The sequence below is a fragment of the Arenimonas sp. genome (assembly GCF_047602345.1).
GTDB lineage: Bacteria > Pseudomonadota > Gammaproteobacteria > Xanthomonadales > Xanthomonadaceae > Arenimonas.
This window is the reverse complement of record NZ_JASGHN010000006.1, coordinates 963656-985528: the sequence shown is the minus strand read 5'-3', so window position 1 is coordinate 985528 and position 21873 is coordinate 963656. Positions and strand designations below refer to the sequence as shown.

Here is a 21873-nt window from a genome sequence, read left to right as displayed (position 1 = left end):
GGTGCGGCCGCGTGAACCTGAACCAGATCACCGTGCCCGTGCAGGACGTGCAGGCTGCCGTCGGCTTCTATCGCAGGCTCGGCCTGCGCCAGATCGTGGGTTCGCCGCACTACGCGCGATTCGAAAGCCCGGAAGGCGAGGCGACTTTTTCCGTTCACCTCGCGGAACGAGTGCCTGCCGACAGCGGCGTTGTCGTGTATTTCGAATGCGCCGAGCTCGACGACACCGTCAGGCGGTTGTTGGCGCAGGGGCTCGTTTTCGAGCGCTTGCCCACGGACGAGCCGTGGCTCTGGCGCGAAGCGCGACTGCGCGATCCATCGGGCAATGTCGTCTGCCTGTATTTCGCCGGCGAGAATCGGCGTCACCCGCCCTGGCGTCTGCGCGAAGCTTGAGCGACCGCCGCATCACTTCTTCGAACGCGCCACGGCGGCGGTCCAATTGGCCTGCGCCGACTGGTAACGCGCGGCCGTAACCGATTCGCCGCCCCGCGCCTTGCAGTCCCAGCGCGCCAGCCGCATAGGTCTCAGCACTTTCACGTAACTGGCCTTGCTGCCGAGCTGTCGCAGTTGCGCCGGCAACAGGCAGTTCACGATCACCAGGTCTTCGGGTTTGCGCGCGGCCGGCGGCGGCGCCTTGGCGACCGCGACGGTGTATTCACCGCCCCGCACCTGGCATTCGGCGGCCGTGAGGCGCGCGATGCGCCGGGGACCCATCGTCGGCACGCCGTTGGCGCCAGTACGGACCTGGCCGGGCAGGAGGCATTCGACCAACGGCTGCGTCGCCACCTTCGCGCTGGCCTGGGCCGGCATCGGTGCGGACAGCGCCATCGCGGCAAGTCCGACGAGAGCGGTGGAAACGAGAGCGGCTGACAACGAAGCGGTCATGCGATTTCCCCTGGGCGCCCGGCGACGGGCGTGTTCCGAAACTAACGCCGGCTCAGGTCCATCGCAACCACAGGCCGACCAGCGGCTTGCGCAGGACTTCCGGGCCGTTCGTCTGGCGCCGGCCGGCGCTAGAATCGACGGGCGTTCATGCGGGGAGCATGCCGTGGCACAGCTGGCGAAACTGACGCGCCCCAAGCTGCACCAAGTATTGCCGCGCGAGCGCCTGTTCGAGCGCCTGGATGCCTGCCGCGAACGTCCCATGACCTGGGTCACCGGGCCACCGGGCGCCGGCAAGTCCGCGCTTGTCGCCAGCTACGTCGAAGGCCGTCGCCTGGGCGGCATCTGGTATCAGGTCGACCCGGGCGATCGGAACCTCGAAACCTTCTTCCACTACCTTAGTCGCGCCGCGCTCGACGGCAGCCGCAAGAAAAAACTCGTACTTCCGCAGTTCGGCGCCGAGCATCGCGCCGATCTGTCCGGGTTCGCGCGCCTGTATTTCCGAGCCCTGTTCGAGAGCCTGAAAGCCCCGGCCATCGTCGTGCTGGACAATTACCACGAGTTGCCCGCGGGTTCCGAACTGCACGGCCTCCTGGACATCATCGCGCGCGAGATCCCGGAAGGTTTCGCCATCGTCGCGACCAGCCGCAGCGATCCGCCGGACGAATGCGCGACCTTGCGCGCGCTCGATCGCCTGGCCGTGGTCGATTGGGACGATCTGCGACTGACGCTGGACGAGACGCGGCGCATCGCGGCGCTCCGGCATGTCGTGGACGAAACACTCGTCCAGGGCATGCACGAGCATGCGGGCGGTTGGCCGGTGGGTCTCACCCTGTCGCTGGAGCAGGTCAAGCGCGGCGTCGGCGGACCCGCCAGCCAGGAATCGCAGAGCCGCGAAGTCCTGTTCAACTACTTCGCCGGCCAGATCGTCGCGTCCCTGCCGGCCGCCGGCCGCGAACAGCTCATGCGCGTGGCCCTGTTGCCGCGCGCGACGGCGGCGCAGGCTTCGGCCATCGCCGGCGACGCGGGCGTGGCATCCCTGCTCGAATCCCTGTATCGCAAGCGCCTGTTCGTCGAGCGACGCGGCGATTCGTTCCAGTTTCACGATCTCTTCCGCGCCTTCCTGCTCGACGAGCTCGAGCGCACGCATGCGATGGACGAGGCGAACCGGCTGCGCATCGCCGCCGCCGGTCTGCTTGCCGAGGCGGACCAGGTCGAAGCCGCCTTCGTTCTGGCGACGCAGGCGAGGGATTGGACCTTCGCCGCATCGCTGATGCTGCGCTTCGCGCCGCGACTGTTCGAGATGGGCCGCGCGCCGGTGTTGCGCGATTGGTTCGCGGCCTTGCCCGCGCCCATGGTCGATGCCTCACCCTGGCTGACCTTGTGGCAGGGCGTATCGCTGTCGCCGGTCGCACCCTTGCAGGCCCGCGAGCGCTTCGAGGCGGCGTTCTCGCGTTTTCCGCCGGAAGAGAAAATCGGCCGCATCCTCGCCAGCGGCGCCATCCTGATGACGCACTACCTCGAGTTCGATCATGGTGCGGTCGATCGCTGGCTGGACGAGCTGTTGCCCTTGCTAGCCGATCCGCCGGTTTTCCCGGCGGTCGCGGCGGAGCTGCGGACGCTGTCGGCGCTTTCGTTCGCGCTCAGCTACCAGCGTCCGCGCAGCGAATTGACCGAACCTTGCCTTGCGCGCATCCGCACCCTGCTGTCGTCGGCAGAGCTTCCGATCAACGCGCGCGTCGAGGCCGCCACGCTGTTGCTGGCGCACTACCAGATCGCCGCCGATTTCGAGGAAGCCTCGCGCATCATCGCGATGGCGGCTGCCTGGACCGCCGACCCGCAATTGACGCCGACCTATCGCGCGCTGTGGACATTGCAGCTGGGGCATTGCCGGGTGAAGCAGGGCTTGTACGACGAAGCCATGCGCACCTACGAATTGGCCGAGGCCATCGCGCGCGACAACGCCCTGGTGTTGATGCCTTTGCGCGTGTACGTGCACATCGGCCGCGCCACGGTGGCCTTGTGCCTTGGCGACGCCGACGTGGCCGAAGCGGAGCGCCAGCGTGCGGCTTCGCACTGGACCTTCGCACGGCGGCTCGACCGCGCCCTGGACGCTGGTTTGCGCGCGTCGATCGCCTCCCATCGCGGCGAAACGGCCGAAGCGATCGCCTGCGGCAGCGAACAGCTGCAACGCCTGGATGAATGCGGGCCCGTCTGGCTGCGCTGTTTCGCCAGATTGCAGCAGGCCCTGATCCTGGTTGATGCCGGCGACGAGTCCGATGCCGAAGTGCATGGCCTGGTCGCTCAGGCGCGCGCCTTGCTGGAAGGAACCTGCCTGTCGCGCCTGGCGGTCGCCGCGGATTGCGTGGAAGCCTACGCGAGCTTGCGAAAGCATGAACCGGTGCAGGTGCGCGAGTTGCTCGAGCGCTGCGTGGCGGGCGCGCAATCGCACCAGGGCCTCTACTACCTGCGCATGCATCCGCAGGCGTTGTCCACGGTGTTCGGCGCTGCCTTGGCCTGCGGCATCGAAACCGACTACGTGCGTCGGGTGATTCGCGAGATGGGCCTGCGCGCGCCCGCTTCGCCGCCCGATGCCTGGCCCTGGCCGTACGAGATCCGAATGCTCGGCCGTTTCGAAGTGCTGCGCGAAGGCCGGCCGCTGGAGTTCTCGCGCAAGCTGCCGCGCAAGACCCTGGCCTTGCTCAAAGCCATCGTCGCCCTCGGCGCCGGCAGCGTGTCCGAGCAACGCCTGATCGATACCCTTTGGCCGGACGAGGAAGGCGATGCGGCAGCGCGCGCCCTGGACGCGACGGTCCTGCGATTGCGCAGCCTGCTCGGCGATGCTTCGGTGGTGAACCAGCGCGGCGGCAGCATCAGTCTCGACCTCGATCGGGTCTGGGTCGATGTTGCGGCATTCGAGCAGTTCCTGGCGGCGGCCCAGTCGGCGTCGCACCGCCGAGCGCCCAGCGAGATGCATCATCTCGATCGCGCCCTGGGCCTGTACCAGGGCGCCTTCCTGACCGAAGACGAAGGCGAGGGCTGGCCAGTGGCCGTGCGCGAACGCCTGCGCGGACGTTTCATCCATGCCCTGGGGCAATACGCCGAGCGGCTGGAAGCGGCCGGCGAGGAAGAGGCCGCGATCCGCGCCTATCTGCGCGGCATCGATGCCGATGCGGCCGTCGAATCCTTCTATCAGGGCCTGATGCGCTGCTATCAGCGCATGGACCGGCGCAGCGAGGGCATCGCGGCCTACCAGCGCCTGAAACAGATCCTGTCCATCACCCTTGGGCTGGCACCTTCGGCCGCCAGCGAGCGGCTCTACCAGGCCCTGCGCCAGCAGTAGTTGGATCCTGAAGCGCTCGGCCAATGGCCGGGTTCGGCAATAAGTAGGCAATAAGTAGCCTGCCCCCCGCGAAGCTCTCCGCATCGACAAGGAGAGCTCCATGCAACCCATCCGCAGTTTCGTCGTCCGCGTGTATCGGCAGGGCCGTTCCGGCTTCGCCGGCACCGTCGAGGACGTCAAGACCGGCCAGTCCCAGCCCTTTCGCAGCACGGTCGAACTCTGGGCCGCCCTGTTCGCGCGACCGCCCAAAGCGCCGCGCCGGAAAAAGCCCGTACCCACGTCCGAACCGTCCGCCGACTGAAACCCTCACCTCAGGAATCCCGACCATGTCCCGCCGCCTCACTTTCGCCATCACGCTCGCCTGCGCCAGTCTGCTGACCGCCTGCGGCGAGCAGGCCCAGGAAGCCGAAACATCGCGCCCGGTCCGTACGCAGGTCGTCGCCGCGCAAGCCGGCGACGCCATCGCCAGCTATTCGGGCGAAGTGCGCGCACGCCGCGAAACCACGATCGGTTTCCTGGTGTCCGGACGCGTGCAGCAACGCCTGGTCGAAGTCGGCGACACCGTCGCCGTCGGAACGCCGCTGTTCCGGCTCGACCCGACCGACGCGGCGCTGAACGCGTCGGCGTCGCGCAGCCAGCTCGAATCGGCGCGCAGCCAGTACGAACAGGCGAGGATCGACTACCAGCGTTATGCGCAACTGGCCGAGAAGAAGTACGTCTCGCGCTTCGAGCTGGAGAAGTCGCGTCTGTCCCTGCAGACCAGCCAGCAATCGCTGCAGGCGGCCGAGGCGAACTACCGCATGGCGGCCAACCAGTCGGCCTACACCGTGCTGAAGGCCACGACGGCCGGCGTGATCACCGCCATCGACGTCGAAGTCGGTCAGGTCGTTCAGGCGGGCCAGGCGGTCGTGCGCGTAGCCGAACAGGGTGAGCGCGAGATCGTCGTCAGCGTGCCGGAGTCGCGCGTGGACGAGTTGCGCAACGCGCGCAGCCTGACGATCGAACTCTGGGTGGATCCGTCGCGCCGTTACCAGGGGCGCCTGCGCGAAATGGCGCCGGATACCGACTCGGTCACCCGCACCTATGAAGCGAAGGTTTCGCTGCTCGACGCCGACGCTTCGGTACGCCTGGGCATGACCGGCAAGGTGCATGTCGCGTCGCCGTCGGCCGACGGCCTGCGGCGGATACCGCTGACGGCGATCTACGACATGGACGGCAAGCCGCGCGTCTGGGTCGTGGATGCCGGCACTTCGCGCGTCAGCATGCGCGACGTGCGCCTGGCCGGCATGCGCAAGGAAGGCGTGCTGGTCAGCGCCGGCCTCAAGGACGGCGACATCGTCGTGACGGCCGGCGTGAACCTGCTGCATGCGGGCCAGAAGGTGCGCCTGCCCGCCGCCTCCGCCCATGGCGAGGGTTGATCATGGACTCGTTCAATCTTTCACGCTGGGCCTTGCAGCACAAGCAGTTCGTGCTGTTCCTGATGCTGTTGGTCGGCCTCGGCGGCGTGTATTCCTACCTGCATCTGGGTCAGATGGAGGATCCGTCGTTCACGGTGAAGGCGATGGTGGTGCAGGTCAACTGGCCGGGTGCCGGCGCCGACGAAACGGCGCAGCAGGTCACCGACAGGCTGGAGCGCAAGCTGCAGGAAGTGGCGGAGATCGACTACACGACCAGCTATTCCAAGCCAGGCGTGGCGCAGATCACCATCGCACTGCGCGAGGAAACCCCGGCCGGCGACGTGCCCGAGGTCTGGTACCAGATCCGCAAGAAGCTCGGCGACATGAAGAACGAACTGCCGCAGGGCGTGCAGGGCCCGTTCTACAACGACGAGTTCGGCGACACCTTCGGCAACCTCTACGCGTTCACCAGCGACGGTTTCGACTATGCCGAGTTGCGCCGTTTCGTCGACCAGGCCCGCGACGAATTCCTGCGCGTCGGCGATGTCAGCAAGGTGCAATACATCGGCGTGCAGGACGAAAAGGTCTTCGTCGAAACATCGTCGGCCAAGCTGTCTTCGCTGGGCATCGACCCGCGCGTCATCGAAGACGCGCTACGCAACACCAACGGCGTCGTGCCGGCCGGTATCGTCGAAGCCGGCGAACAGCGCGTGGCGCTGCGCATCACCGGCGAGTTCGATTCGGTCGACGCGATCGCCAATATCGGCATCCAGGCCAATGGGCGCAGCTTCCGATTAGGGGACGTCGCCCGCGTCTATCGCGGCTTCGTCGATCCGGTGACGAGCAAGATGCACTACGACGGCAAGGATGCCATCGGTCTGGCCATCGCGATGCGCGATGGCGGCGACGTGATCCGCATGGGCAAGGACCTGGACGCGGCGGTCGCCCGCGTGCGCGCCGCGTTGCCGGTGGGCGTGGAGATCCATGCGGTGTCGAACCAGCCGGCCGTGGTGGCCGAATCGGTGCACGAGTTCACCAAGAGCTTGGCCGAGGCCATCGTGATCGTGCTGGTCGTGAGCTTCCTGTCGCTAGGCTGGCGCACCGGCATTGTCGTCGCGCTTTCCATCCCGCTGGTGCTGGCGATGACCTTCCTGGTCATGTACGCGCTCGGGATAGATCTGCAACGCATCTCGCTCGGCGCCTTGATCATCGCGCTCGGCCTGCTGGTCGACGACGCCATCATCGCCGTCGAGATGATGGCCCTGAAGCTGGAGCAGGGCTGGGATCGTGTTCGCGCGGCCACGCATGCCTATACGGCGACGGCGTTCCCGATGCTGACCGGCACGCTGATCACGGCCGCCGGCTTCCTGCCGGTCGGCCTGGCGAATTCCAGCGCCGGCGAATACACCATTTCCATCTTTCAGGTCGTCGGCATCGCGCTGATCCTGTCCTGGCTGGTGGCCGTGCTGTTCACGCCCTATCTGGGCTACAAGCTGTTGCCGGAACACAAGGCGGCGACCGACGGCCACGCGCATGAGGCCGACTATTCGCGCGGCTTCTACGGCATGTTCGGTCGTTTTCTGGGGTGGTGCCTGCGCCATCGCGGACTCGTGCTGTCGACCACGCTCGTGATCTTCGTCGCCTCGCTCGCGCTCTTCCGCACGGTGCCGCAGCAATTTTTCCCGGCATCGAGCCGGCCGGAACTGATGGTGGACCTGTGGTTGCCGGAAGCGGCCAGCATCGCCGCGACCGAAGCGGCGGCGCAGAAGCTCGAAGCCGCGCTGAAGAAGGACCCGGACATTGTCGCGGTGACCGGTTACCTCGGCATGGGCAGTCCGCGCTTCTACTTGCCGCTCGACGTGCAGCTGCCGAACACGAACTTCGCCCAATTGATGGTGATGACCAAGGGCGAGCACGAGCGCGACCAGGTGCTGGCACGCATTGAACAGTTGTTCCGCGACGATTTCCCGAACGTTCGCGGTCGCGTGTCGCGCCTGGAGAACGGTCCGCCGGTCGGTTATCCGGTCAAGCTGCGCGTATCGGGTCCCGACCCGGAAAAACTCGTTCCGATCGTCAGGCAGGTGCAGGACGTGCTGCGCAAGGACGCGGCCATCCGCGACGTGAACTCCGACATCGGCGAACGCGTGCAGACCGCGCGCCTGATCGTGGACCAGGACAAGGCGCGCGCGCTGGGCCTGAGTTCCAAGCAGATCGCCGACGCCACGCAGAACTCGCTGTCCGGCAAGGTCACCACGCAGTACCGCGAAGGCGACCAGTTGATCGATGTCGTCGCCCGGCTTGAGGAGAGCGAGCGCAGCGATCTCGACAACCTGAAGGACGCCAAGGTCTATGTGCGCGAAGGGCAGTTCGTCGCGCTGTCGCAGGTGGCCCGGATCGAACTGGGCAGCGAGAGCAGCATCCTGTGGCGCCGCAACCGCATGCCGACCGTGACCGTGCGCGCCGATGTCGGCGGCGACGCCCAGGGTCCGGACGTGACCGCGCGGGTCTGGCCTGCGGTCAAGAGGATCGCCGACGACCTGCCGCTGGGCTATCGCATCGAGATCGGTGGCGCGACCGAATCCAGCGCCAAGAGCCAGGCTTCGATCGCCGCCGTCGTGCCGCTGGCCTTGGCCATCATCCTGGTCCTGCTGATGCTGCAACTGCAGGACATGAAGAAGATGCTGCTGGTGCTGATGACGGCACCTTTGGGCATGATCGGCGTATCCTTGGTGCTGGCCGTCTTCCAGGTGCCGTTCGGCTTCGTGGCGATGCTGGGCACCATCGCACTCGCGGGCATGATCATGCGTAACTCGGTGATCCTTATCGACCAGATCGACCAGGACCTCGCGCAGGGCATTGCGCCGTTCGAGGCCGTCGTGGGTTCGACGTTGCGTCGTTTCCGTCCGATCGTGCTGACGGCGCTGGCCGCCATCCTGGCGATGATCCCGCTGACGCGTTCGACGTTCTGGGGCCCGATGGCGTGGGCGATCATGGGCGGATTGACCGCGGCGACGCTGCTGACCCTCGTCGTGTTGCCGGTGCTGTACGCGGCGAGCTATCGCATCAAGGCACCGGCGTGAACGGGCGCTGCGCGTTGCTGGTTCTGTTGCTTGCGCTGGCCTCCACCGCCGCGGCGCAAGACGATCTGGCCGCGCGCACCGCCGCGCTGCGCGCCGAACTGCCGCCCTCCGGGGGAGCCGCGCCCGAAAGCCGGGCGAACCTGTTGCGGCGTCAGTTGCTGACCTCGTTCGAGCGTCGCCTGAGCCTGGAGCATTCGCGCGTGGACGCCGCGCGTCTCTCCAAGGGCTTGTCGGTGGGGCCGCCGCCGGCCACTGTCCTGGAACTCGACGATCTGCGCCGCGAACTGCAGGACATCGAGTTCGCGTTGGCCGACGACGATCGCCGCGTCGCCGTGCTGCGCGAGGAGCGCGATGCCAGCGCCGCCCAGCTCGCGCAGGCCGTGGCCGCGCAACGCGTACTGCAGGAGTCCGCCGGGGCGACGCCCGCGGCGATCGAGGTCGCCAGGCTCGAAACCGCGTTCTTCGAATCGTCCACCGCCGAGCTCGACAGCCTGGCCGAACTGGTGGCGCAGCAACAACGCAACTCGCGCGAGCGACGCGATAGCCTCGCCCTTCGTCTGAAGCAGGCGGCATCGGCCGGCACGGTGAAGGCGAGCGCTCACGACGAAGCGGTCGTCGAGGAGCGGTTGCAACGGCGCACGCGTTCGCTGGAGGCACGCCTCGCGGCAGCGACGAGCGAGCGCGCACGCGCGCAGGCGCAGTTCGAACAGGAGGCGCGTGGGGCTTCGCCGACAAGGCGCGAGTGGCTGGTGGAAAGCCTCGCGAATGCGGACATCGAACTCGATGTCACGCGCGAAGCCCTGATCAATCTCGGTATCGAGCGCGCGCTCTGGCAGGTCGCGTTCGCCTACTACCGCGATGGCGACGCCGCGGCGGTGCTCGAGGCGAAACAGCGCGGCCCGGCCTTGCGTGGTCGCCTGGATCGTCGCCTGGATTTCCTGCAGGCCTCGGTCAACCAAGTGCTGGCGCGCCTGGGTGCGCACGACGCGCAATCGAGCCAACAGGCTGGCGCCGACGCGCAGGCCGAGGCGGATCGCCGTGCCGTGCACGAAGTGCTGCAGCAACGCGTCGAGAAGCTGCAGATGGCTCTGCTGGACGAGCGTCGGCTGGCGAACACGCTGGATCGCATGCGCGGCGATTTCGACCAGCGCATCGGCGAGGCCGGTTGGTCGGAGCGGGCGGCGGTGGCCTGGGCGAGCCTGCGTTCGTGGGTTTCGCGCGGATGGAACTTCGAACTGTTCACCGTCAGGCAGACGATCGAGGTCGATGGACGGCAGACGCAGGTGCCGCGTGGCGTAACGGTCGGAAAACTGGTCAAGGCGCCCTTGCTGCTGCTCGTCGGCCTGCTATTGGCCGGACACGTCAGTGCCTGGGCCGAAGCCTGGCTACGACGCCGTCGCGGCGCCGACGAAGGCTCGGCGCGGCTGTTCCGCCGATGGGTGTTTTTCCTGCTGGTCTGCATCTGCGCCTTGGGCAGCCTAGCGATCGCCGGCATTCCTTTGGCGGCGTTCGCCTTCATCGGCGGCGCGGTGGCCATCGGCATCGGTTTCGGCATGCAGACCCTGTTCAAGAACCTGATCAGCGGCGTGCTGGTCTTGATCGAACGCCCGTTCCGGCTCGGCGACGTGATCGAGGTCGGCGACCTGCGCGGCACCGTGGTCGACATCGACCTGCGCACGTCGGTCGTGCGCGACAGCGACGGCGCCGAAACCCTGATCCCGAATTCGTCGCTGATGGAAGAGAACGTCAAGAACGTGACCTTCCGTTCGCGCACGACGCGGCAATCCCTGGCGGTGACGGTCGATTCGTCGGCCGACCCGCGCATCGTCATCGACGCGATCCGTGACGCGGCGAGCCGCCATGGGCAGCTGGCGCCGTCGACCGAGCCCGTCGTTTTCCTCGACGAGTTCGCCGACAACGGCCTGCGCTTCGTGCTGCACTACTGGATCGAGCTCAAGCCCGGCATCGAGCGTCGCCGTGTCGCCAGCGACTTGCGGCTGATGATCCTCGGCGCTTTCGAAGAGGCGAAAATCGCGATGGCGCCGCCGCCGGTCTATCGCGCCTGAGGCCCGCGTGCCGCCTCAATGCGGGCGCAGGCGGTAGCGTTCGCGGTAGTCGCCCGGCGTCATCGCCGTCGCGCGCTTGAACAACTTGCGGAAACTGGCGCTGTCGAGGTAGCCGCAGCGTTCGACGATCTCGTCGAAACTCAGGTGCGTGCTTTCCAGCAATGCCTTCGCCCGTTCCACGCGCAGGTGCTGGATGTGTTGCAGGGGCGACTGGCCGAGATGCGCCTGGAAATGCCGTAGCAAGCTGCGCTCGCTGACGCCGCAGGCCTCGGCCAGGCGGCCGACGCTGAGTTCGCGATGCAGCTCGTGCTGCAGGTCGTGCTCGGCTTTTTCCGACAGCGAATGACGCGGTCGCTGCAGCAGGGCTTCGCTGACGTAGGGCGCCTGGCTCTGGCGTTCGGGATCGATCAGCAACATGCGCGCGGTCTGCTGGGCCAGCTCCTCGCCGCCGGCCGAGGCGATCAGCCGCATGAGCAGGGCCTGGATCGACGACGCTCCGCCGGCGGTGATGAATTCGCCGTCCTCGATCACCATCGCGTCGGCTTCGAGCCGGATGCCCGGATAGCGCAGACGGAACGCCGAGGCCAGCCACCAGCTGCACGTGGCGCGACGGCCGTCGAGAAGACCGGTTTCCGCCAGCAGCATGCTGCCGCTGCAGGTGCCGGCGATGCGGACGCCGCGCAGGTGGAAACGCCGGACGAGGTCCATTTCCTCGCGCATGCCTTCCATTTTCTGGATCAGGTCCTTGATGCTGGTGTGGCCGATGCCCGGCAACAGCAGCAGATCCAGATCCTCCGGAATCGGCACCAGGCCGCCGAGTTCGAGGCCGGTCGGCGTGCGTACCGACGTCTGGCCGCGGGCGCCGAAGACCAGGACTTCGAAGTTCAGGGCCGTGGTGGGCGAACGGATCTGCGCCAGCGTGCGCGCGACCAGCAGGGTATCGGTCGCCGACGCGACGGAAGACATCATGCCGCCCTCCATCGCGAGGATGCCGACGCGGAAGCTGCGCTCACTCATTCACGTACACCGCGCTGGTCTGCTGGGCGAGCAGGTCGATCAGGGCTTGTGGGACGGCGAGGTCGGCCGGACCAGCCTGGGCGCAATCGCGCAGTTTCACTTGCGGGGCCGCGCCGGCGGGCAGGCGCGTGACGGACGGGGCGACGAGGTCGTAGCGGCCGCGTTCGCCCGGGACCAGCAACCACAGGCCCTTGGGCAGAACCTTGCCGTTCTGGCAGGCGAGCGTGTCGATCATCAGGTCCTGGCCGTTGGCGGGCTGCAGCTGCCAGACGCCACGGGACTGATGCAGCACGGCCGAATACTGATCGCGGGTGACATAGGCCGATTCTTCGATCGGGGCGACGGCGGCCTGGCTCGTAAAGGAGAGCAGCAGGCCGGCGGAAAGGGAAAGCAAGGTCGAGGTACGCATGGTGGGTCTCCAATGGGGAGGGGTCCCCGGGTGTGACCAGCTTCCTCTCGGGCCGGGTCCACCATCAGTGGCGGAAACGACATTGTAATGGCTAAAAACGCCAAATGCTTGATCGGGCCCTCTCTCCGGCATGCTGGCGGTTCCTGCCCACCGGAACTTGCCATGTGCCTGATTGCGCTCGCCTGGCGATGCCACCCGCGCTATTCCCTGGTCGTGCTGGCGAATCGGGACGAGGCGCATGCGCGCCCCGCGCTGGCCGCAGCGGAATGGCCGGAGGCGCCGGGTGTGTTCGGCGGGCGCGACCTGGACAAGGGCGGTAGTTGGTTGCTGGCGTCGGCATCGGGCCGTTGGGCGGCCGTGACCAATGTGCGTCGCGGTCGTTCGAACGAAACCGCAACGCTGTCGCGCGGGAATCTCGTGGCGGATTTCGTCCGAGGCGACGAATCGTGCACGCGGTTCCTCGAGCGACTGGAAAGCGAAGCCCCACGCTACGGCCGTTTCAACCTGCTGGTCGGTGACGGCGACGAAGCTTTCTACGCCGGCAATTTCCCGGCATTCCGGCAGCGCAAACTCACGCCCGGCGTGCACGCCGTTTCCAATGCCGATCTCGACACCGTCTGGCCGAAGACGCGCCACGCGGAAGCGGCGCTCGTCGATTGGTTGCATACGGAAGCCACGACGGACGACGCCGATACCGAACCGTTGTTCCTTGCGCTGGCCGATACGCGCCTCGCCGACGACGATCATCTGCCCGACACCGGCGTCGGCCTCGAACTCGAACGCCAGCTTTCGTCGGCCTTTGTCCGACTGCCCGGTTACGGCACGCGCGCCAGCACCCTGTTGCTGGCCGGGCAGCGTCGCGCGCGGCTGATGGAACGTCGGTTCGATGGCGAGGGCAGCGTTTCTGGACAAGGCGAACTGCAATTCGCCTGGCCTTGAAGAAAGTCATGGCCGATTCCGCCACGGCGATGCGTGGTGTTGGGAGTCCGGTCATGCGGGCGCGCCTTGTCGCCGGCTCCTGACATTTCTTTAACTTTTTGAGGGCTGAACATGAAACTGCGATTGCTTACCTGCGCCATCATCGGCGTGAGCATGGCCGGTGCGGTCTGGGCCAAGAAGCCGGTGCGCCCCGAATATCGGCAGATCCAGCAGGAGGTGGCGAAGGAGCGTGCGGCGGAAGCGAAGGCACCGTCGAACGATGAAGTCGGCGACGCCGATTCCTTCGGCAAGAACGTCAAGTTCGCCGGTCTGATGAGCTCGGGCGTGATCAACCTCGCCAGCGACTGCACGCCGGATCCGTCCTTCCCCCCGGGCCCGGACGACCACTGCTTCGTGACCAACCCGGCGCCTGGCCTGACCTCGTTCACGGTGACCGATGCCGCGCGCATGACGATCCCCGGCAAGACCGCGCAGACCTTGTTCTGCCATTGGCAGACGCCGGCCGTGATCTACACCTTCGCCAACCCGACCGGCACGTACCAGCCGAACGCGCGCATCGTGATCACGCCGAGCTACAAGATCGAGAATCCGGTGTTGAGCGACCCAGCGCTGATCGATCCGAACACCGGCCTGCCGTTCAACGGCTCGTTCACCGTGACCTTGCCGGGCATTCGCCATGCGCGCAGCCTGCAGCCGAACGAATTCCAGACCGAACGCGACTACGGCACGCGCTCGTGCATCGCCGGCCTGGTCAGCAAGCGGGCGCTGATGGAAACGTATGGCCTCAGCGAAAACCAGGCCGACAAGTTCTTCAAGAAAGACACGATCATCACGATGAACCTCACCGGCCAGGGCGTGCTGGTGGACTTCGCGTCGATCATCTACGGCACCCGCTTCGTCAGCGACTGAACCGAACGCGAGAGACGCGGCGTGCGCGGGGCGGCTTCGGCCGCCCCGTTTTTTTGTGCCACGCCGGAATGCGACAATCTGCAACGGGTCCGCAGGGAACGCATCGATGAATCGTCGCCAGCCGCTCAACGGTATCGCCGCGATGCTGCTCGCGGTCGCCTTGTTCTCGGTAATGGATACCGGGCTGAAGCTGCTGTCGACGCATTACCCTGCGCTGCAGGTCGCGGCCTTGCGCGCGATGTCGTCGCTTCCGCTGGTCTGTGCCTTCGTGCTGTGGCGCGGTGCCGTACGCTCGTTGTTCCGCGTGCGCTGGTCGTTGCATCTGCTGCGTGGCGTCCTGGGCATCGGCATGCTGGCCCTGTTCGCGTACGGGCTGCGCCATCTGCCTTTGGCCGAAGCCTATTCGATCTTTTTCGTGGCGCCGCTGGTGATCACGGTCTTGTCGGTACCGATGCTGGGCGAACGCGTGAGCAAGGGGCGCTGGTGGGCGGTAGCGGTCGGATTGTTGGGCGTGCTCGTCGTCTTGCGTCCCACGGGCGAAGGCATTTTCACGCTGAGCGGGCTGGCCATCCTGGTGGCCGCGGTCTGCTACTCGGTGTCGGCAATCACCGTACGCATCGTCGTCCGGACCGATTCGGTGGAAAGCCAGCTGTTCTGGTTGATGACGATGGTCGCGCTCGGCGCCGGCGCCATGGCGGCGCCGCAATGGGTGGCCATACGACTCGACGATGCATGGATCCTGCTTGTGGTGGCGATCACCGGGTTCCTCGGACAGCTCGCCATTACCCAGGCCTTCCGCTTCGGCGAGGCCTCGGCCATCGCGCCTTTCGAATACACGGCCCTGGCCTGGGGGCTGCTGATCGACTGGAGCCTGTGGAACACGCTCCCGGATGCCTGGATGCTGGCCGGCGCCGGCATCATCGTGGCCAGCGGCGTCTATCTGGTGCGGCACGAGACGGTGCACGCGGAGTGCGAGCACCCCTGATCGACGTCAACCGCGGCGAGGGTCGTGCGTTCTTGGCGGTAACGACCCAGGAGATTCCAGATGAAAAAGTCACTCGCGGTTCTTGCCCTGTTCGCCGTGGCAGGCGTCGCATTGGCGCAATCGGCTGGCGAAAGCCCCGGCCCGCGTCGCGCCCACGGCGACCTGTTCGCCGAACGCGACGGCAACAAGGACGGCCGGATCAGCCTGGCCGAATGGCAGCAAGGCGAACAGGCGCGCCAGAAGGCGATGTTCGAGCGCATCGACGCGGATCGCGATGGCCTGGTGACGCGCGAGGAAATCCAGAAGCAACGCGGCCAGCGCCACGAGCGGATGCGGGCGCAGCGCGATCAGCGGCGCGACCGGATGGAGAAGTTGCGCGAGCTCGACAAGGATGGCGACCATGCCCTGAGCCGCACCGAGATCGGCGACCGGTTGCCGAAACTGGCCGAGAATTTCGAGCGGCTCGACGGCAACCGCGACGGCAAGCTGACGCGCGAAGAAATCCGCGCCGGGCGTTCGAAGATGCGCGGGGAACCGGCCGGCAAATAGGCCGCGTCGTCCGACCCGATCTCAGCGCGGCGGGAAATCGCCGCGCAGCGTATAGACCACGCGATCCTTTTCGGTCTTTCCGCGTTCGTCGGCCAGCACGCCGAGTTCGATCGTTTCCACGCCCGCTTCGTGCGCGGCGGCCAGGAAGTGCCCGCGGTGCGGTCGCGGCACCAGGTAGACGCGACCGCCGTGTTTCTGCGCGAAGGATTGCGCCAGGCTCATGTCGAAGCGCGCATCCGAAATCTTCTTCGGCTCGGGCTTGAAACCGACGCGGGCGACGTCGGCATCGAGATACAGGTTCAAGCCGTAGCGCGTCTTGTCTTCGACGAAGACGATCTCGCGCGGCGCGCCGGGCAGCAGCGGACGCAACTGCGCCGACACCATCGCCGCATTGTTGCGGCGCAGGCCGCGCGCCAGTTCGCTGTCGCCGGGCAGGGTCAGCGCCAGCGCGCCCTTGAAACCGATCAGCAGCAAGGCCCAGCCACCGATGGCGACGGCCCAGCCGCGGCCCGGGCGCCAGTCCGACAACGCCCGCGCGACCAGCAGGCTGATCGGCACGACCAGGGGCAAGACATACAGCGGCAGGCGCGAGCGCGCCAGGCAGAACACCAGCAGGGGCAGGGCGAGCCAGAGCCAAAGGAAGCGCTGCGACTCCGTCGCAGGCTTCCAGCGCGGAATCAGCCGACGACGATTGCGCCACAAGGCCAACGGCAACCAGGGCAGCAGGCCCAGCACCAGCACCGGCAGATAGACGATCAGCGGCCCGTACCATTGCGGGTTGCGATCCATTTCTTCACTGGCGATGCGCGCGACGACTTCATGCCCGAGGAAGTACTGCAACAGGCCCGGATGGCGTTCGATCACCAGCGCGTACCAGGTGAAGCCGATCAGGGCGAAGGCCAGCAGGCCGAGCGGTCGAAGCAGATTCACGCTCGAGCCGCGGTGCAGCAGTTGGAACGCGATGATCCCCAGCAGCGGCAACAGACCGGGCGGGCCCTTGGCGAGGAAGGCGAGGCCGAAAGCCGCCCACATGCCGTCGATCCAGCGTGGCGACCCGCCGCCGAATCGCGCTTGCGCGTAGCACAGCACCGCCAACGTCTCGGTCGCGGCCAGTACCGTGTCCGTATTCACCGTGTACGCCGCGAGGAAGGGGTAGGGCGAGACGAGGAAGATCAGCGCCGGCAACCAGGGTCTTTCAGGAACGAACAGCCGGCCCAGCCGGAATACCATCAAGGCGCTGAGCAGGAAGGCCAGGGCCATCGGCAGGCGCACCGCCCACTCGTTGCGGCCGAAGGTCTTCACGCTGGCGGCCATCGCCCAGTAGGTCAGCGGCGGCTTGGTGAAATGGAACGAAGCCGGGTGCCGATACAGGGTGACCGGATCGCCGGTCTTGAGCATCTGCAGGGCGACATTGCTGTAGCGCCCTTCGTCCGGATCCCAGAGCCCGCGGCTGCCCTGGAACGCGAAGGCCATCAGGGCGGCCAGCAGGAAGAAGGCGAGCAGGGAGCGGCGGCGCAGGAAGTCGATCACGCGTCTGTGTCTCGGCGGAGTGCGGCAAGGATACCCGCTGGACTGCGACGGCCAAAACCGGGCGTCCGGCCGGGCATGACCTTCGTCACTGCGCCTTCAGGCACGTGCCAGCGAGACCTGCGGTGCGCGAACCTTAGCCCGTACCCGCCGGACCCCACCCTGAGGATCTGACCGTCATGAAACGTTGCCTGCTGGCTCTCGCCCTGTTCGCCGCCGTCGGTGCCGCTCAGGCGCATGGTCGCGATGCGCACTTCAGTTGCGACATCGATTCGCGCTACGACTTCAGCACCTACCGCAACGCCTTCGTCTTCGAGCGCAAGGACGAAGCGCCGCATCGCATCACCCTCGGCGGAGGCCGGCTGTACGTCGACGGCCGCGAGGCGCAGTTGTCCGACGCCGACCGTGCCCGCCTGCGCGACTTCGAGAACGAACTACGCCGCCTGATGCCGGAAGTGCAGCAGGTGACGACGGAGGCGGTCGAAATCGCCTTCACCGCGCTCGACGAAGTGGCGCGTGCCTTGTCCTCGCATCCGAAGGAGACGATCGCCAAGCTCGACAAAGCGCATGCGCTCGCGCGGCGCGAACTGCAGCGGCAGCCGAGCCTGATGTTCAGCAAGGAGCGCGAGCCGGATATCGACAAGATCATCGAGCCGATCCTGGCCGACTTCGTGCCCGAAGTGACCGGCGGCGCGGTCAGCATGGCGATGAAGGCCGTTTTCGCCGACGACAAGGAACGCGCCGAGATCCAGGCGCGCATGGAACGCATGAAATCCGTGCTCGAGGTCAAGGTCGATGCGCGCGCCAAGCAGCTCGAGCCGATGGCCGAAGCGATGTGCCATCGCATGGAGCGGATGGACTCGATCGACAACCAGATCGAATACCGGCTGCCCAGCGGCGATCGGATCGAATTCCTGAAGGTCAAGAACCGTAAAACCAGCGACGTGCTTTGACGCGAACGCGCCAGCAAGCCATTTCCCCTCAGCCCTCCCCACGGAGGGCTCTTTTTTTCCGACGGCTCAGTCGCCGATCTTGAATTTCGACAGCCAGTCGCCGGAGAAGAATCGCTTCACGCGGTCGCCGAGACTGTCGGCGCTGGAAGGCGGCGGCGCATCGGCGGCCGGCGGCGGCGCCGATGGCACGTTCCAGGAAATGCGACCGGCACGCGATTCGCGTTGGCTGCGCAGCGCGTCGGTGACCAGGCGATCCCATCGCGTCATCTGCGAGGCAGGCAACCAGACCCAGCCGGGAATGCCCGGCGGCGGTTTGTCCGGCGACAGCGGATCGAAGGGGCGGACGCCGGGGATGCCCATGGCCTGGGTCAGCGCGCGCCCATGCACGCGCACCGCGAGCCCCTGCTTGTGGAAGACGGCGAAGGGCTGGCCTTCGAAGAGCATGCCGGGTTTGCGGTACACGTTGTCCCGGGTCACTTCGGGCTGGGTCCGCTCGAAATACTCAGCGACCATGTCGAACTTTTCGCGAGCGTTGGCCATCGCGCCCCCCGCAGCGAGGATCCAGCGAGCAGTCTAGTCCCAGCCGCCGCGCAAAGATATGCGCGACGCGCGTACGGCCCCGGATGGCCGGGCGGTTGGCCGGGGCCGGCAACCGAGCCACAATAGCCGCCTTGCGCAAAGGACGGACGAGATCATGGCCGAATTGAAGGAAGCCCGAGTGCCGGACATCGGCGGTCACACGGATGTGCCGGTGATCGAACTGCTGGTGCAGGTCGGCGAGACGGTGAAAAAGGACCAGGGCCTGGTCACGCTGGAATCGGACAAAGCGACGATGGAAGTCCCGTCGCCGTTCGCAGGCGTCGTGCGCGAACTCAAGCTCAAGATCGGCGACGAAGTCGGCGAAGGCGCGGTGGTTGCCCTGATCGAAGCCGTGGAGGGCGATGTAGCAAAGCCCGCCGCCGCGCCTGTTGCCGCTGCGCCGGCACCCACGCCCGCGGCCCCTGCTGCGGCGGTTCCCGCACCTGCGCCCGCACCCGCGAAACCGGCGACCGCACCAGTCGCGGCGGGGAGCCCGCCCGTGCGTTTCGAGGCCGATGCGTTGCTGCCCGACAAGGTGCCCTACGCCAGCCCGGCGGTGCGCGTGTTCGCGCGTGAACTCGGCGTCGATCTCGCCCGGGTCGGCGGCAGCGAGCGCGGCGGACGCATCAGCAAGGAAGACGTGCAGGCTTTCGTGAAGAAAGTGATGTCGGGTTCGGCGTCGCCTGCGGCCGGGGCCGGCGGTGCGAGCGCCGGAGGGTTGAATCTCATTCCGTGGCCGCAGGTCGATTTCGCCAAGTTCGGCGCGGTCGAGTCGCAGCCGCTGTCGCGTATCAAGAAAATCTCCGGCGCGAACCTGGCCCGCAACTGGGCCATGATCCCGCACGTCACGCAGCACGACGACGCCGACATCACCGAGATGGAGGCGTTCCGCAAGAAGCTCGGCGAGGAGCACAAGGACGTGAAGATCACGCCCTTGGTGTTCCTGATCAAGGCCGTGGTGGCGGCGCTGAAGAAGTACCCGGCCTTCAACGCGTCGCTCGACGGCGACAACCTCGTGTTGAAGAAGTATTTCCACATCGGCATCGCCGTCGACACACCGGACGGATTGGTGGTGCCGGTATTGCGCGATTGCGACACCAAGGGCCTGCTGCAGTTGTCGCAGGAGCTCGCCGAGATCAGCGGCAAGGCGCGCGAGAAGAAGCTGGGTCCGACGGATATGCAGGGCGGCTGTTTCTCGATCTCCTCGCTCGGCGGCATCGGCGGCACCGGCTTCACCCCGATCATCAACGCGCCGGAAGTGGCCATCCTCGGCGTGTCGAAATCGCAGACGAAACCGGTGTGGAACGGCAGCGAGTTCGCGCCGCGCCTGATGCTTCCGATGTCCCTGAGCTACGACCACCGCGTGATCGACGGCGCCGCGGCGGCGCGCTTCACCGCCTATCTCGCGCAAGTGCTCGGCGACCTTCGCCGGCTGCTGGTCTGAGGGCGCGACGATGGCAAGCATAGAAATCAAGGTTCCCGACATCGGCGGCCACCAGGGGGTGCCGGTGATCGAATTGCTGGCCAAGCCCGGCGATACGATCGCGAAGGATCAGGGGCTGGTCACGCTCGAATCCGACAAGGCGACGATGGAGATTCCTTCCAGTGCCGCGGGCGTGCTGAAAGAACTGAAAGTGAAAGTCGGCGACGAAGTCTCCGAAGGCAGCGTCATCGCCGTGCTCGAATCGGCGGAGGCGGCTTCGGCTGCGATGCCGTCGAAACCGGCCGAAGCGCCGAAGCTCGAATCGCCGCAAGCCGCGCCGACGATGGCTGCGCCTGCCGCCCCGGCGCCCAAGGCAGCGGGCGCGTCCGGACGCCAGGCCGATGTCGAATGCCGCATCGTCGTGCTCGGCGCGGGTCCCGGCGGTTATACCGCCGCCTTCCGCGCGGCCGACCTCGGCCTCGACACCGTGCTGATCGAACGCTACCCGCAACTCGGCGGTGTCTGCCTCAACGTCGGCTGCATTCCCTCCAAGGCCCTGCTGCATGCCGCCGAGATCATCGAAGAAGCGAAACACGCCGCTGCCTATGGCGTCGATTTCGGCACGGCGAAGATCGATCTCGACAAGCTGCGCAAGCACAAGGAGAAAGTGGTCGGTACGTTGAACTCCGGCCTTGCCGGCATGGCCAAGCAGCGCAAGGTGCGCGTGCTGACGGGCGTCGGCCGTTTCGTTTCGCCGAACGAGATCGAGGTCGAGGGCGCCGACGGCAAGAAGCTGGTGCGCTTCGAGCAATGCATCATCGCCGCCGGCTCGCAGCCGGTGAAGCTGCCGGCCTTCCCCTGGGACGATGCGCGCGTGATGGATTCGACCGACGCGCTGATGCTGGCCGACATCCCGAAACAGTTGCTGGTCGTCGGCGGCGGCATCATCGGCCTGGAAATGGCCTGCGTGTATTCGGCGCTGGGCAGCGCCGTGACCGTCGTCGAGTTCATGCCGCAACTGATGCCCGGCACCGATCCGGATCTGGTCAAGCCGCTCGCCGACCTGTTGAAGAAGCGTGGCGTCGCCGTGCACCTGTCCACGAAAGTGGCGAAGGTGGAGGCGAAGAAAGATGCCTTGCACGCGACCTTCGAAGGCGAGAAAGCGCCCGCGAACACGAAATACGACCGCGCGCTGGTATCGGTCGGCCGCCGACCCAATGGTGGGAAGATCGATGCCGACAAGGCCGGCGTCGTCGTGGACGAGCGCGGCTTCATCGCCGTGGATCGGCAGATGCGCACGAACGTGCCGCATATCTTCGCCATCGGCGATCTGGTCGGTCAGCCGATGCTGGCGCACAAGGCCACGCATGAGGGCAAGCTGGCGGCGGAAGTGGCGGCGGGCGAAAAACGAGAGTGGGTCGCGCGTGTGATTCCTTCCGTGGCTTACACCGATCCGGAAGTGGCCTGGGTCGGCGTCACCGAAACCGAAGCCAAGGCCAAGGGCCTGAAGATCGGCGTGGCGAAATTCCCCTGGGCGGCCAGCGGCCGCGCCATCGGCCTCGGTCGTACCGAAGGTTTCACCAAACTGATCTTCGACGAGGCCACGCATCGGGTCATCGGCGGCGGCATCGTCGGCACGCGCGCCGGCGAATTGATCGCCGAGATCACGCTCGCCATCGAGATGGGCTGCGAAGCCGGAGACATCGGGCACAGCATCCATCCGCATCCGACCTTGAGCGAATCGGTGGCGATGAGCGCCGAGGTGTTCGAAGGCAGCATCACCGACCTGTATATTCCGAAGAAGAAATGACGGGCC

At 66.7% G+C, this 21873-nt stretch carries 18 protein-coding genes; 13 read left to right on the top strand and 5 right to left on the bottom strand.

Annotated elements, in window-relative coordinates:
- The first annotated feature begins 11 nt into the window (after positions 1 to 11).
- A complete protein-coding gene (locus QM707_RS09110) occupies positions 12 to 392 on the top strand; it encodes a VOC family protein (protein ID WP_415001535.1) in 381 nt (126 codons plus the stop codon).
- A 12-nt stretch (positions 393 to 404) separates the two neighbouring features.
- Here the strand turns inward: QM707_RS09110 and QM707_RS09105 are convergent, their stop codons facing one another.
- Positions 405 to 884 (bottom strand): hypothetical protein, encoded by a 480-nt coding sequence (locus QM707_RS09105; RefSeq protein ID WP_415001534.1) that lies wholly within the window; start codon positions 882 to 884, stop codon positions 405 to 407.
- A 163-nt stretch (positions 885 to 1047) separates the two neighbouring features.
- On the opposite strand from QM707_RS09105, the gene QM707_RS09100 reads away from it, so the two are divergent.
- From QM707_RS09100 to QM707_RS09080, 5 genes are all read left to right on the top strand, one after another.
- Positions 1048 to 4224 carry a BTAD domain-containing putative transcriptional regulator gene (locus QM707_RS09100; RefSeq protein WP_415001533.1) on the top strand — a complete coding sequence of 1059 codons (3177 nt, stop codon included), beginning with the start codon at positions 1048 to 1050 and terminating at the stop codon, positions 4222 to 4224.
- A gap of 100 nt (positions 4225 to 4324) precedes the next feature.
- On the top strand, positions 4325 to 4525 hold the full coding sequence (locus QM707_RS09095; RefSeq protein ID WP_415001532.1) for a hypothetical protein: 201 nt from the start codon (positions 4325 to 4327) through the stop codon (positions 4523 to 4525).
- Positions 4526 to 4550: 25 nt separating this feature from the next.
- On the top strand, positions 4551 to 5642 hold the full coding sequence (locus tag QM707_RS09090) for an efflux RND transporter periplasmic adaptor subunit (RefSeq protein WP_415001531.1): 1092 nt from the start codon (positions 4551 to 4553) through the stop codon (positions 5640 to 5642).
- A gap of 2 nt (positions 5643 to 5644) precedes the next feature.
- Positions 5645 to 8701 carry an efflux RND transporter permease subunit gene (locus tag QM707_RS09085; RefSeq protein WP_415001530.1) on the top strand — a complete coding sequence of 1019 codons (3057 nt, stop codon included), beginning with the start codon at positions 5645 to 5647 and terminating at the stop codon, positions 8699 to 8701.
- Complete coding sequence (locus QM707_RS09080; RefSeq protein ID WP_415001529.1) at positions 8698 to 10767, top strand: mechanosensitive ion channel domain-containing protein; 2070 nt, start codon at positions 8698 to 8700, stop codon at positions 10765 to 10767. The genes QM707_RS09085 and QM707_RS09080 overlap by 4 nt, the downstream gene beginning before the upstream one ends.
- 15 nt (positions 10768 to 10782) lie before the next feature.
- On the opposite strand, the gene QM707_RS09075 is transcribed toward QM707_RS09080, so the two are convergent.
- Together QM707_RS09075 and QM707_RS09070 are read right to left on the bottom strand one after the other, a co-directional pair.
- Positions 10783 to 11784 carry a GlxA family transcriptional regulator gene (locus tag QM707_RS09075; protein WP_415001528.1) on the bottom strand — a complete coding sequence of 334 codons (1002 nt, stop codon included), beginning with the start codon at positions 11782 to 11784 and terminating at the stop codon, positions 10783 to 10785.
- The gene (locus QM707_RS09070; RefSeq protein WP_415001527.1) at positions 11777 to 12193 is read right to left on the bottom strand and encodes a hypothetical protein; all 417 of its coding nucleotides are present in this window, start codon (positions 12191 to 12193) and stop codon (positions 11777 to 11779) included. Before QM707_RS09070 ends, QM707_RS09075 begins: the two co-directional genes overlap by 8 nt.
- Before the next feature lie 162 nt (positions 12194 to 12355).
- Between QM707_RS09070 and QM707_RS09065 the strand changes: the two genes are divergently transcribed.
- The 4 genes from QM707_RS09065 (at position 12356) to QM707_RS09050 (ending at position 15575) form a co-directional block, all read left to right on the top strand.
- Entirely contained in the window at positions 12356 to 13132 is a 777-nt protein-coding gene (locus QM707_RS09065; RefSeq protein ID WP_415001526.1) for an NRDE family protein, read from the top strand.
- A gap of 111 nt (positions 13133 to 13243) precedes the next feature.
- Entirely contained in the window at positions 13244 to 14041 is a 798-nt protein-coding gene (locus QM707_RS09060) for a hypothetical protein (RefSeq protein ID WP_415001525.1), read from the top strand.
- A 106-nt stretch (positions 14042 to 14147) separates the two neighbouring features.
- Entirely contained in the window at positions 14148 to 15026 is an 879-nt protein-coding gene (locus QM707_RS09055; RefSeq protein ID WP_415001524.1) for a DMT family transporter, read from the top strand.
- 60 nt (positions 15027 to 15086) lie between these two features.
- On the top strand, positions 15087 to 15575 hold the full coding sequence (locus QM707_RS09050) for an EF-hand domain-containing protein (RefSeq protein ID WP_415001523.1): 489 nt from the start codon (positions 15087 to 15089) through the stop codon (positions 15573 to 15575).
- 21 nt (positions 15576 to 15596) lie between these two features.
- On the opposite strand, the gene QM707_RS09045 is transcribed toward QM707_RS09050, so the two are convergent.
- Complete coding sequence (locus QM707_RS09045; RefSeq protein WP_415001522.1) at positions 15597 to 17105, bottom strand: ArnT family glycosyltransferase; 1509 nt, start codon at positions 17103 to 17105, stop codon at positions 15597 to 15599.
- Positions 17106 to 17281: 176 nt separating this feature from the next.
- On the opposite strand from QM707_RS09045, the gene QM707_RS09040 reads away from it, so the two are divergent.
- Positions 17282 to 18055, top strand: coding sequence for a DUF2884 family protein (locus tag QM707_RS09040; RefSeq protein ID WP_415001521.1), 774 nt, complete (start codon positions 17282 to 17284; stop codon positions 18053 to 18055).
- 66 nt (positions 18056 to 18121) lie between these two features.
- Here the strand turns inward: QM707_RS09040 and QM707_RS09035 are convergent, their stop codons facing one another.
- Positions 18122 to 18595, bottom strand: coding sequence for a hypothetical protein (locus QM707_RS09035; protein ID WP_415001520.1), 474 nt, complete (start codon positions 18593 to 18595; stop codon positions 18122 to 18124).
- Between the two features lie 58 nt (positions 18596 to 18653).
- Between QM707_RS09035 and aceF the strand changes: the two genes are divergently transcribed.
- Positions 18654 to 20078, top strand: coding sequence for a dihydrolipoyllysine-residue acetyltransferase (gene aceF / locus QM707_RS09030; RefSeq protein WP_415001519.1), 1425 nt, complete (start codon positions 18654 to 18656; stop codon positions 20076 to 20078).
- A gap of 10 nt (positions 20079 to 20088) precedes the next feature.
- Positions 20089 to 21867: a dihydrolipoyl dehydrogenase gene (gene lpdA, locus QM707_RS09025; RefSeq protein ID WP_415001518.1), complete on the top strand. Its 1779-nt coding sequence runs from the start codon at positions 20089 to 20091 to the stop codon at positions 21865 to 21867.
- The last annotated feature ends 6 nt before the right edge of the window (positions 21868 to 21873 follow it).

What these genes read in the sequence shown, in the direction of transcription:
- QM707_RS09105 (WP_415001534.1), bottom strand. Translation starts at nt 884, where the DNA reads ATGACCGCTTCGTTGTCAGCCGCTCTCGTTTCCACCGCTCTCGTCGGA.
- QM707_RS09095 (WP_415001532.1), top strand. Translation starts at nt 4,325, where the DNA reads ATGCAACCCATCCGCAGTTTCGTCGTCCGCGTGTATCGGCAGGGCCGT.
- QM707_RS09090 (WP_415001531.1), top strand. Translation starts at nt 4,551, where the DNA reads ATGTCCCGCCGCCTCACTTTCGCCATCACGCTCGCCTGCGCCAGTCTG.
- QM707_RS09085 (WP_415001530.1), top strand. Translation starts at nt 5,645, where the DNA reads ATGGACTCGTTCAATCTTTCACGCTGGGCCTTGCAGCACAAGCAGTTC.
- QM707_RS09075 (WP_415001528.1), bottom strand. Translation starts at nt 11,784, where the DNA reads ATGAGTGAGCGCAGCTTCCGCGTCGGCATCCTCGCGATGGAGGGCGGC.
- QM707_RS09070 (WP_415001527.1), bottom strand. Translation starts at nt 12,193, where the DNA reads ATGCGTACCTCGACCTTGCTTTCCCTTTCCGCCGGCCTGCTGCTCTCC.
- QM707_RS09065 (WP_415001526.1), top strand. Translation starts at nt 12,356, where the DNA reads ATGTGCCTGATTGCGCTCGCCTGGCGATGCCACCCGCGCTATTCCCTG.
- QM707_RS09060 (WP_415001525.1), top strand. Translation starts at nt 13,244, where the DNA reads ATGAAACTGCGATTGCTTACCTGCGCCATCATCGGCGTGAGCATGGCC.
- QM707_RS09055 (WP_415001524.1), top strand. Translation starts at nt 14,148, where the DNA reads ATGAATCGTCGCCAGCCGCTCAACGGTATCGCCGCGATGCTGCTCGCG.
- QM707_RS09050 (WP_415001523.1), top strand. Translation starts at nt 15,087, where the DNA reads ATGAAAAAGTCACTCGCGGTTCTTGCCCTGTTCGCCGTGGCAGGCGTC.
- QM707_RS09040 (WP_415001521.1), top strand. Translation starts at nt 17,282, where the DNA reads ATGAAACGTTGCCTGCTGGCTCTCGCCCTGTTCGCCGCCGTCGGTGCC.
- QM707_RS09035 (WP_415001520.1), bottom strand. Translation starts at nt 18,595, where the DNA reads ATGGCCAACGCTCGCGAAAAGTTCGACATGGTCGCTGAGTATTTCGAG.
- aceF (WP_415001519.1), top strand. Translation starts at nt 18,654, where the DNA reads ATGCGCGACGCGCGTACGGCCCCGGATGGCCGGGCGGTTGGCCGGGGC.
- lpdA (WP_415001518.1), top strand. Translation starts at nt 20,089, where the DNA reads ATGGCAAGCATAGAAATCAAGGTTCCCGACATCGGCGGCCACCAGGGG.